16 protein-coding genes and 3 pseudogenes are annotated in these 14,209 nt (G+C 65.7%); 11 read left to right on the top strand and 8 right to left on the bottom strand.

Translation table 11 applies throughout. The features are described 5' to 3' along the window. Positions 1 to 55: 55 nt before the first annotated feature. A complete protein-coding gene (locus X742_RS1000000176000; protein ID WP_023774607.1) occupies positions 56 to 298 on the bottom strand; it encodes a dienelactone hydrolase family protein in 243 nt (80 codons plus the stop codon). Positions 299 to 744: 446 nt separating this feature from the next. Here X742_RS1000000176000 and X742_RS01000000170630 point away from each other — a divergent pair. Beyond that, a pseudogene (locus X742_RS01000000170630) lies at positions 745 to 1,441 on the top strand (RibD family protein). A gap of 18 nt (positions 1,442 to 1,459) precedes the next feature. Here X742_RS01000000170630 and X742_RS144190 read toward each other — a convergent pair. Both X742_RS144190 and X742_RS0138240 read right to left on the bottom strand, forming a co-directional pair. Further along, positions 1,460 to 2,068 (bottom strand): annotated as a pseudogene (locus X742_RS144190) (NAD-dependent dehydratase); the annotation flags it as partial. A gap of 4 nt (positions 2,069 to 2,072) precedes the next feature. Beyond that, positions 2,073 to 2,489, bottom strand: a pseudogene (locus tag X742_RS0138240) (NAD-dependent epimerase/dehydratase family protein); the annotation flags it as partial. A 90-nt stretch (positions 2,490 to 2,579) separates the two neighbouring features. On the opposite strand from X742_RS0138240, the gene X742_RS144195 reads away from it, so the two are divergent. After that, entirely contained in the window at positions 2,580 to 3,428 is an 849-nt protein-coding gene (locus X742_RS144195; RefSeq protein ID WP_023774601.1) for a helix-turn-helix transcriptional regulator, read from the top strand. A 133-nt stretch (positions 3,429 to 3,561) separates the two neighbouring features. On the opposite strand, the gene X742_RS144200 is transcribed toward X742_RS144195, so the two are convergent. Next, positions 3,562 to 3,858 (bottom strand): DUF1236 domain-containing protein, encoded by a 297-nt coding sequence (locus tag X742_RS144200; protein ID WP_023784848.1) that lies wholly within the window; start codon positions 3,856 to 3,858, stop codon positions 3,562 to 3,564. A gap of 947 nt (positions 3,859 to 4,805) precedes the next feature. Between X742_RS144200 and X742_RS144210 the strand changes: the two genes are divergently transcribed. Further along, entirely contained in the window at positions 4,806 to 5,033 is a 228-nt protein-coding gene (locus tag X742_RS144210; protein ID WP_023774598.1) for a hypothetical protein, read from the top strand. Positions 5,034 to 5,094: 61 nt separating this feature from the next. Here X742_RS144210 and X742_RS0138235 read toward each other — a convergent pair whose 3' ends face one another. Further along, positions 5,095 to 5,334: a hypothetical protein gene (locus X742_RS0138235; protein WP_015316799.1), complete on the bottom strand. Its 240-nt coding sequence runs from the start codon at positions 5,332 to 5,334 to the stop codon at positions 5,095 to 5,097. A 30-nt stretch (positions 5,335 to 5,364) separates the two neighbouring features. Here X742_RS0138235 and X742_RS1000000175995 point away from each other — a divergent pair, with 30 nt between their 5' ends. Next, positions 5,365 to 5,835 carry a hypothetical protein gene (locus tag X742_RS1000000175995; RefSeq protein WP_023774596.1) on the top strand — a complete coding sequence of 157 codons (471 nt, stop codon included), beginning with the start codon at positions 5,365 to 5,367 and terminating at the stop codon, positions 5,833 to 5,835. 92 nt (positions 5,836 to 5,927) lie between these two features. On the opposite strand, the gene X742_RS144215 is transcribed toward X742_RS1000000175995, so the two are convergent. The 3 genes from X742_RS144215 to X742_RS144225 form a co-directional block, all read right to left on the bottom strand. Continuing rightward, positions 5,928 to 6,848 carry a diguanylate cyclase gene (locus X742_RS144215; protein WP_051407717.1) on the bottom strand — a complete coding sequence of 307 codons (921 nt, stop codon included), beginning with the start codon at positions 6,846 to 6,848 and terminating at the stop codon, positions 5,928 to 5,930. A gap of 5 nt (positions 6,849 to 6,853) precedes the next feature. Beyond that, entirely contained in the window at positions 6,854 to 8,038 is a 1,185-nt protein-coding gene (locus tag X742_RS144220; RefSeq protein WP_245275615.1) for a PAS domain-containing protein, read from the bottom strand. 154 nt (positions 8,039 to 8,192) lie between these two features. Further along, positions 8,193 to 9,098, bottom strand: coding sequence for a LysR family transcriptional regulator (locus X742_RS144225; RefSeq protein WP_023774593.1), 906 nt, complete (start codon positions 9,096 to 9,098; stop codon positions 8,193 to 8,195). A 95-nt stretch (positions 9,099 to 9,193) separates the two neighbouring features. On the opposite strand from X742_RS144225, the gene X742_RS144230 reads away from it, so the two are divergent. The 7 genes from X742_RS144230 to X742_RS144260 form a co-directional block, all read left to right on the top strand. Then, entirely contained in the window at positions 9,194 to 10,075 is an 882-nt protein-coding gene (locus tag X742_RS144230) for an aldo/keto reductase family oxidoreductase (RefSeq protein ID WP_023774592.1), read from the top strand. Between the two features lie 137 nt (positions 10,076 to 10,212). Beyond that, positions 10,213 to 10,548 carry a metalloregulator ArsR/SmtB family transcription factor gene (locus X742_RS144235; protein ID WP_023774591.1) on the top strand — a complete coding sequence of 112 codons (336 nt, stop codon included), beginning with the start codon at positions 10,213 to 10,215 and terminating at the stop codon, positions 10,546 to 10,548. Continuing rightward, the gene (locus X742_RS144240; protein ID WP_023774590.1) at positions 10,545 to 11,045 is read left to right on the top strand and encodes an SRPBCC domain-containing protein; all 501 of its coding nucleotides are present in this window, start codon (positions 10,545 to 10,547) and stop codon (positions 11,043 to 11,045) included. Before X742_RS144235 ends, X742_RS144240 begins: the two co-directional genes overlap by 4 nt. Then, complete coding sequence (locus tag X742_RS144245; RefSeq protein WP_023774589.1) at positions 11,035 to 11,859, top strand: alpha/beta hydrolase; 825 nt, start codon at positions 11,035 to 11,037, stop codon at positions 11,857 to 11,859. Before X742_RS144240 ends, X742_RS144245 begins: the two co-directional genes overlap by 11 nt. A 162-nt stretch (positions 11,860 to 12,021) precedes the next feature. Continuing rightward, positions 12,022 to 12,792: a pseudouridine synthase gene (locus tag X742_RS144250; RefSeq protein ID WP_023774588.1), complete on the top strand. Its 771-nt coding sequence runs from the start codon at positions 12,022 to 12,024 to the stop codon at positions 12,790 to 12,792. A 148-nt stretch (positions 12,793 to 12,940) separates the two neighbouring features. After that, positions 12,941 to 13,687, top strand: a complete 747-nt coding sequence (locus X742_RS144255) for an SDR family NAD(P)-dependent oxidoreductase (protein WP_023774587.1) — start codon at positions 12,941 to 12,943, stop codon at positions 13,685 to 13,687. A gap of 42 nt (positions 13,688 to 13,729) precedes the next feature. Further along, positions 13,730 to 14,209, top strand: a 480-nt coding sequence (locus tag X742_RS144260) for a sigma-70 family RNA polymerase sigma factor (protein ID WP_023774586.1), incomplete at its 3' end; no start/stop codon positions are given.

Below are 14,209 nucleotides of genomic sequence, written 5' to 3'. Positions count from 1 at the left end.
AGGACAGCAACTTGTCGGAATCCTCTGAATTTGGACTCTTCGGTCCGAAGGCCTTCTACGTCAGGAACGCCAAGGAGCGGCTCCAGAGCTGCGCGGCCGCCGTTGCATTGTAGTCGGGCAATGCCGGGTCGGAAAAATAATGTCCCGTGTTTGGATAGCGGAAAACCTGCACATCCGCTTTTGCTGCCTCCGCGCTTTCCTGCCAGGCGCTGACGTCGGGCTCGGGGAACAGTGGATCGGTGTCGCGACATGCAGTCGGATGGGCAAGCCGGGTCGTGTGGCACGGTCGCCAAACCATGCAACAGCGGAACACCCGCTGCCAGCGGCCGCGACGCCCAGAATTCCGCCACCACGCCGGCGCCTATCGAGATCCCCGCCGGCACCGCATCGCCCGGCACCGGGGCCAGAGCCTCTCGCGCCTTCAGGCAGATGGCACCCCAGCCGATCCGCGCCTTGATCGCGAACCCTTCATCGAGATCATCCGTCGCTGCACCCTGATAAAGGTCTGGCAGTGCGACCGCATGGCCGCGGGCCCGAAGGCGTTCCGCAAGATGACGCTCGATCGGGCGAAGGCCAAGAACCGAGTGAGACAGGATGATGTCCGCCATGCACCAGCCCCTAGGTCGCAGAGATAGTCATTTTACCCGCCGGGACTTGCAGCCTCAAGGCACACCGCATCGGCTTCCATTTTCCGGGTGCGGCACTACCTTCGGGGCGGCCAAGCCGACGAAATGGAGACACCATATGAAGCCGCGCATCATCTGCCATATGCTTGCCTCGCTCGACGGCAGCCTTCATCCGAGCCGCTATACCGAAAGCCCCGACGGCAGCCGGGCCGAGTGGTCGGGCCTCTATGAGCAGATCCACAACGACCTCCAAGGCGACGCCTGGATCGTCGGCCGCGTCACCATGGCCGAGATGAGCAAGGCCGCCGCGCATCCGCCCGCGCATGGCGGCAAGGTCGAGCGGCCGCATTATTTCGCGCAGCGCAATGCGGGCAGCTTTGCCGTGGCGCTCGATGCCTCGGGCAAGCTGCACTTTGCAAAACCCGACATCGGCGGGGACCATGTCGTGGTGCTGCTCGGACATGATGTAGCCGACAGCCATCTGGCCGAACTCGCCGCCGACGGCGTGTCATATCGTGTCGCAAACGCCCGGCATCGATCTCGCCGCCATGCTGGACGTGCTTGCCCGTGAGCTCGGCATCCGCCGCCTGCTGCTCGAGGGCGGCGCCGGCATCAACGGCTCCTTCCTGGCGGCGGGGCTGGTCGATGAACTCAGCCTTCTCATTGCCCCCGCGCTCGATGCGCGGGAGGCAAACCAGGGCTTTGTCGAGTTTGGGAATAGCGGCCTTGCCGACAAGGTGCGGTTGTCGCTCACGGATTGCAAAGCCCTCGCGCATGGGCTCGTCCATTTGCGCTACGCCGTCACCCCAGGCTAAGGCCGCCTCTTACGCGCCTCAATACCGCATCGCGTCCAGATCGGCGATCAGCGTCGGGCCGGTCGGACGCCAGCCGAGCCGTGCCTGGGTCAGCGCGCTGGAGGCGGGCAGGTCCATGGGGGCGAACATCGCCATCCAGCCGAAATGCTCAGCCGCCTTCTCCGGCGCGATCGAAACCACCGGCAGGTTCAGGCCACGGCCAAGCGCCTCGGCGATCGCGCGCACCTCCACCCCTTCTTCGCCGACGGCGTGATAGCGCGCGCCGGGCTGCCGCTTTTCCACCGCGAGCCGGTAAAGGCGCGCGGCGTCCGAGACATGGCCGGCCGAATAGCGGTTGCGGCCGTCGCCGACATAGGCCGAGACGCCCTTCTGGCGCGCGATCTCGATGAGCGGCGAAATGAGGCCTTGCTTGAGCGTGTTGTGGACCTGCGGCAGGCGCAGCACCGACAGGTTGATGCCGGCCTCCAGCAACGCATTCCCGGCGAGTTCCGAGGCGATGCGCGGATTAGGGTGATCGGGGTTGAAGACATCCTCGACGGCCAATTGGCCATGTCCGGGACTGCCCATGCCGACGCCCGAGGTGATCACCAGCGGCCGGTCGGAGCCGGCGAGTGCCTGACCGAGCGCGGNGTTCCGAGGCGATGCGCGGATTAGGGTGATCGGGGTTGAAGACATCCTCGACGGCCAATTGGCCATGTCCGCGACTGCCCATGCCGACGCCCGAGGTGATCACCAGCGGCCGGTCGGAGCCGGCGAGTGCCTGACCGAGCGCGGCGATGACACGGCTGTCCTTTTCGCAATTCTCGGCGAACCGCGAAAAATCATGGTCGAACGCGGTGTGGATCACGGCTTCCGCCTCGGCCGCGCCGTCGCGCAGGCCTTGGGGATCCTCGAGGGTTCCCCGATACACCTCGGCACCGGCGGCAGCCAACGCCTCGGCACCCGCGTCGGAGCGGGTGACGCCGACGACCTGATTTCCGGCCTGAAGAAGTTCGGAAACGAGGGCCGAACCGATGAAACCGGTCGCGCCGGTTAAAAAGATACGCATGCAAAACCTCCTGCACAGTTGCCTGCGTACTATCGCTGCTCTATTATTCCATTAAAGTAGTGATCTTATCATGGTATAATGGCTAACAGGATGCCCAACACTTCCGCCGGTTCGCTCGCGGCATTCCTGAAAGACAGACGTACCCGGCTCGACCCCTCATCGTTCGGCTTTTCCGGGCGCAGGCGCACGCCGGGACTGCGCCGGGAAGAGGTCGCGCAGCGCGCCAACATCAGCCCGACCTGGTACACATGGCTGGAACAGGGACGCGGCGGCGCGCCTTCGGCCGATGTGCTGAACCGGATTGCCAAGGGTCTGCTGCTGACCGAGGCAGAGCGCGAACATCTTTTCATGCTGGGGCTCGGGCGCCCGCCCGAAGTCCGCTACATCGGCGCGGACGGCGTCAGCCCCAGGCTGCAACGCCTTATCGACACGCTGGAGGCAAGCCCGGCCCTGATCAAGACGGCGACCTGGGATGTCGTCGCATGGAACCGCGCCGCGCAAGTCGTGATGACCGATTACAGCACCTTGCCCGCTGGCCAGCGCAACATCCTGCGGTTTATGTTCCTGAGCCCTACCATCCGCGCCAAGCAGCACGATTGGGAGAACCTCGCGCGTTTCGTGGTCGGCGCGTTCCGGGCCGATGCGGCGCGCGCCGGCGCGGTGTCCGAGGTCGCCCAACTGGTGGAGGAGCTCTGCAGCGCCAGCTCGGAATTCGACGCGCTGTGGCGGGAAAACGACGTGCTCAGCCATGGCGACGGGACAAAGCGCCTGAAGCATCCCGAACTCGGCGACATCGAGCTGGAATATTCGGCCTTCGCGGTGGATGGCCGGCCGGATCTGAGCCTGACCGTCTACAATCCGGTGGATAGCAAGGTCGCCGACCGCATTCGCGGGCTTGCCCGGCGGCACAAGGAGCGAGGGGCGGACCCGTCGCGTTGACGCAGGACCCCATTCAAGGGGCGTTCGCGAACCCGTTCAGCTTGCGCAAGGTCGGCATCACGCAAATTCTGACTGTCAAGGCAATGCGTCTGCATGGTTGGCCCGCCGCCAGCCGGCAGCGGGCCAAGCGCCGCTACTGGATGATCTTGATGATCTTGCGGGTGCTTGGATCCACGATCACGGTCCGGTTGTCGACGACGGTGTAACGATACTTGACGTTGGGGACTTCGTGAAGCTCGACGGTATCGGGCAAGGCCGTGCCGACGTTGAGTTCCACGCCGGGAACCTTGACCGAAGCCAGCGGCTGCTTATGCACATACTCCTTGATCACCGTTTCCTGCTCGGGCTGGATGATGACGTCCTCGGCGGCGGCTGCGCCGACACCTGCGAGCAACAGAACCGCGGCTACGGCGGCAAGATCTTTTTTCATGAGTACCTCCATTTGAAACCTGCACAGCACAACATTGTCACCGCGCTGCGGGATCGAACTTCAGGCATGGTTGAATGTTCCAGGCTTGGGCTTCGGTCCGGCCAGCACCGGACTTAGGTCCCATAAAAAAACGCAATAGTCCTGCCGGCGCCACTGCCGGGAACGGCCGTCTTTCGCGCTCGTTGTTTCGCTGCAAGTTCATCGCGGATATCCGACCGATGTCGGGTGGCACTGCGGGGGTGTTTTTGAATTGGCGCAGCTACGTCCCTTCCTGCGCCAATAGGGTTCGCTCACTGCTTCGGGCGGTGGGCGAACCCTAAATCCCGGCGCTCAGCCGACAAGTGAGGAGGTTTAATGTTCAGCGACAAGGAAACCCGCCTTATGGAGGCGGCGCTGGTGATGGCGGTCCCGTTGTCGGCCTTGATCGCCGTCCTGCTCGTCAGCCTTACTTTGAACTGGTAGCAGCCTTGCTGCCTTCACCGCTAATCGTGAGGTCGCTTTGAGGCCATGGGACAACAGATCCGTCCACACAATCCCAATCTGACCATGCTGGCTGGCCGCCAAAGGGAGGAGAATCGCGCCTTTGTGGCCGTGGAGCAAGGCGGACGGCACCGGCGCGCTTTCCGCCACCCCGCGGATCGGGCCTTGCCGTCGCTGCGCAACCAGCGCTCACCGCTGCCCGTGGAAATCGCGGTCCGTTTGTGACGCTTTCGAGAAAGGAGCCCGGCCTGCTTTGGCGGAGGGCTCGGCACGTTGCGAGCAGGCCGGGCTATGCCCCGGCTGCCACACTTGGCGGAGGCTCGGCCGGTGCAAAGGCAGGTTGTGCGTTTATCGCTCGACCCGCAACTCGGACTGAAGTCCTGCGAACCATGCGCATTGGTCCCAAACGTTGAACATAGTTTGCTGGCGCTCGTTGCCGGGAGGGACGCGTGAATTGGAGAAGAGCAATGCAGCTTGGTGAGATCATCGCCAACACCTTGGCCATCCTCTTGCTGGTCTGTTTTCTCGCCAGCACATTCTTCCTTTTCGGAAAGCCATTGTGGCCAGAGCAGCATGCCCGCATGATCATCATCGTGCCGGTAGACGCCATGGCGACAGCCTCGACGAGCCGCGGTGGCTCACCCGTGTTGCCAGGCACCTTCCAGACCGGCCTTGCCCATCCAAGGCCGTCCTGATGGGCATCGGCGATGGGGAGCCGACCCTAGCCAGTGCTATCGAGCGCTGCTCGCGGCAAGTCTAGTCGAGCTTCTGGATGCGCCCTTTGTCGAGACGGAAAACCCCATCGTTGCCGCCTTGTTGCTCGAAGTCGGTCTGCAGTTCATCCCAGATACCAAGATATCTGCCGCACTCGGCGCAACTGATCCGCGTCGATGGTGTCGCATCGGCCGGGATTTGCAGGCGGATGGTGCCGCAAAAGGGGCACTCCAATCGGTGATCGAGATATTCGCCAGGGCGCGTCTGTAATAGCCTGCGCACAGCTTCCTCCTGGATTTGGGTGGAAGCAGGATGATCGCTCCCAAGCGCCCGCGTATGTTCGCATCGCTGACGGCCGTGGACAAGCTACGCCAGCCATTGGCGGGGTCAATAAACAAAGACATGACTGCCACTTACCGGCCCAATCCTGGAAGCGTGGCGGCTGCGGCATCTCCAGGCCCTGACTTCGGCAGCAGATGCAGCTTCGCGAACGACCCGGAACCAAACCACCCGGCAGCGGTTTCCCAATGGAAGGGACCGCAAACCACGGAAGCGGCAGCAATGGAACTTTTGACCTTGGAACTTGCCAGGGCGAGGCAGCGACTTCACCGAGCGGAACTCGCCCTTGAACGCGCAAACGCGATGCTGGACGAAGACTGTGGCGTCGGTATCAATCTGCGGCTTTGTGACAGGATAAGATCCGCGCAACAGCGCGTCGGCGAAGCGAAGGCTCGTCTTGTGAAGCTCGATCGCGCCAGCACGGATTCAGTTCACTCCGGCTGAAGCTTACGCTTCACCGCCCGGACCCTCGTTCAGGCGATAACCAGCTCAGCTCATCCAAATCCAGCGGCAGCCCGGCCCTGGCCTTGCAAGCCTCATATCTTGCGCCGGGAACCGGTCGAGCGTTGGTCGCTGAGATGCGGGCGCCAGCCATGCACCCGGTCCCGCCCGGCGGCCTTGGCGCCGTAAAGCGCCTCGTCGGCCCGTCTCAGAAGATCGGCAATCTCCATCGTGGCGCCGTCCGCGTCTAGGGTGCTGACCCCAATGCTGACGGTGACGATGCTCTTTTCGCTGCCGGCATGCGCCATGGCAAGGTCGCGCACCTTGCTCCTGAGGGTCTCGGCAATGACAAAGGCGCCCCGGGCATCGGTCTCGGGCAGGACGAGCGCGAATTCCTCGCCGCCGTAGCGGGCCGCGGCGTCGGCCGGACGGCGAGCAGTCGCCTGGATGCAGCGGCTCACGGCGCGCAGGCATTCATCGCCCGCCGGATGGCCGTAATGGTCATTGAACCGCTTAAACCAGTCGACATCGATGATCACCAGGCTGAGCGGAGCCGCATTGCGCCTGGCGCGCGAGAATTCGCGCGCCAGCGCTTCGTCGAAGGCGCGGCGCGTCCACAGTTCGGTCAGCCCGTCGCGATGTGCCAGAAGGTTCAGCTTCTCGTTGAGCGCCAGCAGTTCGGTCTCGACCTGCTTGGCCTCGGTGATGTCGGAGAATACGCTTAGGCTGCCGCCGTCGCCTGTCGGACGGGTGCGCACGTCGAGCCAGCGGCCGTCGGCAAGCCGGACCTGACGCTGGCTGACAAGCTTCTGCGAGGCCATGATGCCGGCGATCCAGCCCTCGACCTCGTCCGGCGGTGTGATCGCCTCACCTCGCTGCGCCGAGGCGCGCAGGATGTCACGGTAGTCGGCGCCTGGCACCCTCATGTCCGCCGTCTTCGGAAACATGGCGCGGTACTGGGCGTTGCACAGCACCAGCCTGCCGTCCGGGTCGAACATCACCAGACCGTCGGCCATGTGCGTCAAGGCGTCTCCGAGCCGGACCCGGCTTTCCGCCAACTCGGCCTCGAGCTAGATCGGAAGAGCGTCGTGTAGGGNTAGTCGGCGCCTGGCACCCTCATGTCCGCCGTCTTCGGAAACATGGCGCGGTACTGGGCGTTGCACAGCACCAACCTGCCGTCCGGGTCGAACATCACCAGACCGTCGGCCATGTGCGTCAAGGCGTCTCCGAGCCGGACCCGGCTTTCCGCCAACTCGGCCTCGAGCTGCTTGCGCGCCGTGATGTCGCGATTGTGCGTGATCAGGCCGACGACGGCCCCGCTCCTGTCGCGAAAGGGCGCCTTCAAGGTCGCCAGCCAGCCTTCGGTTCCATCCTCGTGATGAAGGCGCTGTTCGATGGTGGACGAGACGCCCGAGGCCAGCACGGCAAGCTCGTCCTCGCGGAAACCTTTCGCCGTTTCGCGCGGATAGAAGTCGAAATCCGTCTTGCCGATCAGAGCCTTGGCGTCGGCCGCCTGCATCAGTTCGGCCGTTGCCGGATTGGCCGCGATGAACCGCCCGTCGAGGTCCTTGACGTTCAGGCAATCCGGCAGTGTCTCCACCACGGCCTTGTAGATGCGCCGGGACTGCAGCGCCTCGAGGCGTCGCCGCTCCTGGTAAAGCGTGAGCCCCGACAGCACCACCGAGACGAAGATGAGCAGGGAGGAAGGCAGCGCCACATCAGGCAGGACCATCTGCAGGACATCTCGTGGCAGGACGCTGAGGCCGAGCAGCGATGCGGCAGCGGCGGCCGCGCCAAGGATCATGATGTCGACCATGGTGGGCCGCCGGCCCTTCAGGGCAAGGTTCCCGGCGACACCGACCAGCATGGCGGCCGCGATCCCCACCGCACCGGCGAAGGCGCCGATGCCGCCCTCGAAAGTCCGGAACGCACCAGCCATGACCCCGGCGACGATGCCGGCGACGGGACCGCCGAAGAAGCCGGCAACGGCAATCATCGTTGCCCTGAGATCGGCGAGCACGCCGGGCTGCAACTGCATGGGTGTGAGCATCAGGACGATGGCGCCGGCGCCCATCAGCAAGCCGAAAGCGGCGGCCTTCGCGGCGCGCGGCCAACGGTCCAGCCACACATGCGTGTGGATCCAGACCGAAACGAACAACGCCACGACCGCGAGATTGGCCAGCAATTCGGACCAGGGCGAACCCATTGCGCGCCTTTCCCTTTACCGGGCTTTCGCCGTACCGCCACTCCGATAGGCCCTCAATGACAACAAAGTGTTACATCAAGGATTTGCGCTTGGTCCAAAGGAGCCGGGGCGACGGGCCGATCGGCGCAACACGCAGCACGATTTCCGTCCGGGATCAGTCCCACCGCATCCCGCCGACAAAATCGATGAAGGCGCGCAGCGGTGCCGGCGTCAGGCGGCGGCCGGGATAATAGAGGAACGGGCCTGAAAACTCCTGCCACCAGGGCTCCAGCACCGGCTCCAGCCTGCCGTCGTCGAAGTACGGGCGCAGCCAGTCCTCGAACAGCGAGACGATGCCGCCGCCGGCGACCGCCACATCGAGCGCAAGCGCCATGGCGGTGCCGGTGCTGACAAGCAGCGGGCCCGTCGGCTCGACGCTCACCACCTCACCGTCGCGTTCGAACTCCCAGGGCGGCATGAAGCCGCTGGCGAAGCGGCCGCGCAGGCAAGCGTGGTGGAGCAGGTCGCGCGGATGGTCGGGCCGGCCGCGGCGGTCGAGATAGGCCGGTGCGGCGGCGGTGGCGAAGCGCTGCCGGCGCGGCCCGATCGGCACGGCGATCATGTCCTGCTCCAACCGCTCGTCATAGCGGATGCCGGCGTCGCAACCGCTCGCCAATATGTCGACGAAACTGTCCTCGGCGGTCACTTCCAGGCGAATGTCGGGATAGGCCGCGAGGAAGGGNGGCAAGAGGCGCGGCAGCACCAGCTTCGCCGCCACCACCGGCACGTTGAGCCGTAGCGTGCCCGCCGGGCGGCCGCGAAACCCGTTGACCACATCGAGCGCCGCCTCGACTTCGCCGAGTGCCGGGCCAAGTCGGTCGAGCAGCCGCGCGCCGGCTTCGGTGGGTGCGACGCTGCGCGTGGTGCGGTTGAGGAGCCGCACGCCGAGCCCGCTCTCCAGCCGCCGCACCGTCTCGGAAAGGCTGGAGGCGCTGACGCCGCCGACCCGGGCGGCCTCGCGAAAGCCGCCGGCCCGCGCCACCGCCATGAAAGCCTGCAGGTCACCCAGATCCGTCGCCATTGTTCGCCTTTCCGCACAGCCTGTGCCGATTGCGCCATATTATCGCGCGGGCGAGGACTGTCTATATCGTGCCGATCCAAAGGAGATCGAGACCCATGACCGACATAAGCAAGGCCGGAACTTTCAAGCTCGGCGACCGCACCGTGAAGCGCCTCGGTTATGGCGCCATGCAACTGGCCGGACCCGGCGTCTTCGGCCCGCCGAAGGACCGCGACGCGGCGATTGCCGTGCTGCGCGAGGCCACTGCCAGCGGCGTCGACCATATCGACACATCGGATTTCTACGGTCCGCACGTCACCAACCAGATCATCCGCGAGGCGCTGCACCCCTATCCCGCCAACCTCACCATCGTCACCAAGATCAGTGCGCGGCGCGGCGCGGATGCCTCGTGGATCCCGGCAATGTCACCGCGGGAGCTGACGCAGGCCGTGCACGACAACCTGCGCAATCTCGGGCTGGACGTAATCGAGGTCGTGAACCTGCGCTCCATGCATGGCATCCACGGGCCCGCCGAAGGCTCGATCGAGCCGCAGCTCGACACACTCGCCGAACTGCAACGCCAGGGACTTGTGCGCCATATCGGCCTGAGCAACGTCACCCGCAAACAGATCGCGCAGGGACGCGGCATGGTCGACATCGTCTGCGTGCAGAACCAATACAACATCGCGCATCGCCAAGACGACGCGCTGATCGACGAGCTTGCCGCCGACGGCATCGCCTATGTGCCGTTCTTTCCGCTCGGCGGCTTCACGCCGCTGCAGTCGAGCACGCTTGCCGACGTCGCGCAAAAGCTCGGCGCGACACCCATGCAGGTGGCGCTCGCCTGGCTGTTGCAGCGCGCGCCCAACATCTTGCTCATCCCCGGCACCTCGTCGGTCGGGCATCTCAGGGAGAACCTGGCGGCGGCCGAGCTTGAGCTGCCGGCGGATGCCGTCCAGGTCTTGAACAGCATAGCAGGCGAGAAGGCAGCGGCCTGAGACTTTCACCCAACGTTTTGCCGGGATGAACCTCTTCCCTGCGAGCGCGCCAGCTCTCGCAGTTTCCGGAAGATTGTTGACGAGGGAAGCCAAGGCATATATAGAACCAATTAGTTCCAGAACTGGTTGGTTCCATAATGGCTGTTGAATTTTCCCTTGACCACACATTCGCCGCGCTCGCCGATCCGACGCGGCGCGCGATCCTTGCCCGGTTGCTCGATGGCGAAGCCTCGGTCGCCGAACTCGCGCAACCCTTCGAGCTCACCGTGCGGGCCGTCTCCAAACATGTCGGCGTGCTGGAGCAGGCTGGTCTTGTAACCCGCAGCCGGGCGGCGCAGAAACATCTGAGCCGCATTGAGCCCAAGCCGCTGCGCGACATCGACCGCTGGCTCGACGATTATCGAAAACTTTGGGAAGGCCGCTTCGACCGCATGGAGGATCTGCTGCGGCGCGACGCGGACAAGGCGCCATGAGCGACCGCGCCCAAGATGCCATCGGGCGCGGCTTTGCCATCGAACGGGTGTTCGAGGCTCCGGTGGCACGCGTCTTTCAACTGTGGACCGAGCCCAGGCTCGTGGCGCAGTGGTGGGGCATCAGGGACTGCACCATTCCTCACTGCGTGCTCGACGTGCGCGTCGGTGGCCGCTGGCGCATCGATATGCTGACTGCCAGCGGCGCGCTCTACCGCAACCAGGGCAGCTATCTCGAAGTCGTCGAGAACGTCAGGTTGAGCTACCGCGACGAACCGGATCCGGAAATCCGAGAATGGGCCGGCAATCCGCCGGGCCAGAGCCGCCATACCGTGACCTTTACGCCCGATGGCATGCGGACCCATGTCCATTTCGAGGTGACGCTGGCGAGCGCCGCCGACCGCGAGCGCCTGCTGGCGCTGGGCATGCGCGGCGGCTGGGCACAGAGCTTCGACCGGCTGGGGCAGTTGATAGACCGGGAAGCCAACCATGCAGGATGAGAACGCGAAACCGTCCACGCAAGCCGTACTGTCGCGGGATGGAACGCTGATCACCTGCGAGCGTCAGGGCCACGGTCACCCGCTCGTCCTCGTCGACGGCGCGCTATGCTCGCGCACGATGGGACCGAGCGGTCCGCTGGCCAAGGCCCTCGCGGACAACTTCACCGTGTTCCGCTACGACCGCCGTGGCCGTGGCGACAGCGGCAACACCGCGCCCTACGCGATCGAGCGCGAGGTTGACGACATCGAGGCCGTACTGCGGGCGGCCGGGGGCGAGGCCTATGTCTGGGGCACGTCGTCGGGCGCGATGCTGGCGCTGATGGCGGCTACCCGCCTCCCCGGCGTCAAGAAACTCGCCCTCTACGAAGCGCCACTGATCGTCGACGACAGCCGCGCGACCACGCAGGCCGACTGGGCGACGATCGGAACAGCCCTCGCCGAAGGCCGGCGCGGCGACGCTATAACCGCCTTCCTCAAATCGGTGGGCATGCCTCGCCTGCTAATCGTCTTCATGAAGCTCACGCCGATCTGGCGACGGCTCAAGGCCGTGGCGCACACGCTGCCGCATGACGGCGCCATCGTCGCTGGCGATCAGCTTGGCAAGCCCCTGGACCCCGTCCGCTGGGCGTCGCTCCGCGTGCCGGTGCTGGTAACCGACGGGGGTAAGAGCCCGGCATGGCTGCGGCATGGCAACAGGGCTCTGGCCAAAGCACTGCCCAATGCCCGCCACCAAACGCTGCCCGGCCAGAACCACATATTGAAGCCCGCCGCACACGCCCCAGTGCTGACAGCGTTCTTCAACGCGCAAGATTAGGCGCGGCAGGTAGATCCCAACTAGCAAAGGGAATCCGGGCATGCAGGGCTCATATGGGCGGCCGGTTGAGGACATCCCAGCGCCGCCGTGAATGGATCGCCGCTTGCGATGCCGGTGCGGCCCATGGCATCTGTCCGATACCACGGATCGACCCCAAGCAGCATGGCTCCACGAACACCATCACGCGGCAGGCCGCCCGCCAAAATACCGCCCGCCGGGCCTTCAAGCGTCAGCCTGAACCGCGCCCTGTCCAAACTCGGCTTGTGCTCGCGCACGCAGGGCGAGGCGCTGATCGCGCAGGGCCGCGTGCGCGTCGGCGGCAAGGTGGTGCGCGATGCCGCGCTGCGCGTCGACATGAACCGAGACAGGATCGTCGTCGATGGCGTCGAGGTGGTTGCCGAGCGCAAGGTCTATGTCATGCTCAACAAGCCGCGCGGGCTGGTCACCACCCGCGACGACCCGCTCGAGCGCGACACCGTCTATGCCTGTCTCGAAGGGCTCGACCTGCCCTTCGTTTCGCCGGTCGGCCGGCTGGACAAGGCCAGCGAAGGCCTGCTTCTGATGACAAACGACACCCGCTTCGCCAACCGGCTGATGGACCCGGCCTCGCACCTGCCCAAGACCTATCACGTGCAGGTCGCCGCGGTGCCGGATGAAACGATGCTGGACATGTTCCGCGCGGGCGCGGCCGTCGACGGCGAGACCCTGGCCGTCAAGTCGATCGAACTGCTGCGCAGCGGCGGTCGCACCGCCTGGCTGGAGATCGTGCTCGACGAGGGAAAGAACCGCCACATCCGCCGCCTGCTCGCCGCTCACGGCGTCGAGGTCAAGCGCCTGATCCGCGTCGCCATCGGCCGCCTGCCCCTCGGCGACCTCGCCAAGGGCATGGCGCGGCATCTCACGCCGGAGGAACTGGCGCTGCTGGCGGGCTGAGCGAAGCCGGCAGCGTTTTCTTGCGTCTGGCTTTCGCGGACACATGTCTCGAAAAAAAGTTTCGTCACCACCGATGATTTTCCCCTACCTCGGCTGTCCTGATCCTTAGGCGCCGGAATGGTCCGCCGCCGGAAGAGCGAGGTGATCCATGGGATCGTTGCAGGGTCAAAATGTCGTCGTGGTCGGGGGCAGCCGGGGTGTCGGCCGCTCGATCGTGGAAGCCGCGCTCCGCGAGGGCGCGACCGTGCTTGCCGCCGCCCGCGGCGCGGCCGCCTTGAAGGAGCTCTCCTGGGAGGCCTCCGGCGTCAGGACGCTTGCCGTCGACGCCAAGCAGGAGGCAGCGCCCGATACGGTCTTCGCGGCTCTCGAACCGGATGTGCTGGTGATCTGCGCCGGCGCCTTCGCCCCGTCGGCGCCCCTCCAGGATCAGAGCTGGGATCAGTTCTCGGCCAATTGGGAAATGGACGTCAAGGCATCCTTCCTGTTCTGCCAGGCGGCGCTGCGTGGCCGCATGAAGTCCGGCGGCCGCGTGGTGCTGATCTCCAGCGGCGCGGCCTTCAGCGGCGGCCCGCCGAACTCCGGTGGCTATTCCGGCGCCAAGCGCATGCAGATGGTGCTTGCCGCCCACGGCCAGAAGGAAGCGGACCGGCTTGGCCTCGGCCTGCGCTTCATGGCGCTGGCGCCCATGCGCATCATGGCCGGCACCGGCGTCGGCCAGCGCGGCATCGAAGGCGTTTCGACCTATCTCGGCATCAGCCCGGCCGATTTCCTGGCCAGCATGACCGACATGCAGACACCCGCCGATGTCGCCAATGCCGTGGTCGCGCTCGCCGGCGGCAAGTTGCAGGGCACCGCCTTCACGGTGAGCGGCAGCGGGCTTGCGGCGGCGGCGTGAGGGGCGCAGCATATCAGGGCAATCGCGCTTGGCAGGCTCGACATGACAGATGCTTCCGGCCCACTTGAGCCGCTGGGTCCGGAAGGCGGGCCGATCCTCGATCGGCGGGCTTTCGAGCGCCTCACGATGGCCCACCGCCGCGAACTCAAGCTCCACTGCTATCGCATGATGGGATCGCTGCACGAGGCCGACGACCTCGTCCAGGAGACATTCCTGAAGGCATGGCGCGGCCGCTCGCGCTTCGACGGGCGCGGCTCGCCGCGCGGCTGGCTCTATGCCATCGCCACCAACAGCTGTCTCAATGCGATCAAGGCGAGGTCGTCGGCGCATCGCATTCTCCGAGAGCCCGCACGGCCGCCGAGCGAGGGGCGCGCCGCCGCCGGCGCCGCAGCTGAACTCGCCTGGCTGGAGCCCTACCCTGACGCCGAGCTGCCGGACCTCGCCGATGGCCAGCCTGGCCCCGACGCCCGCTACGAGACCCGCGAGGCGGTGCGGCTCGCCTTCGTCGCCCCCCTCCAGCTT

The sequence above is a fragment of the Mesorhizobium sp. LNHC229A00 genome (assembly GCF_000502415.1).
GTDB lineage: Bacteria > Pseudomonadota > Alphaproteobacteria > Rhizobiales > Rhizobiaceae > Mesorhizobium.
This window is presented reverse-complemented; position numbering and strand designations above follow the sequence as displayed.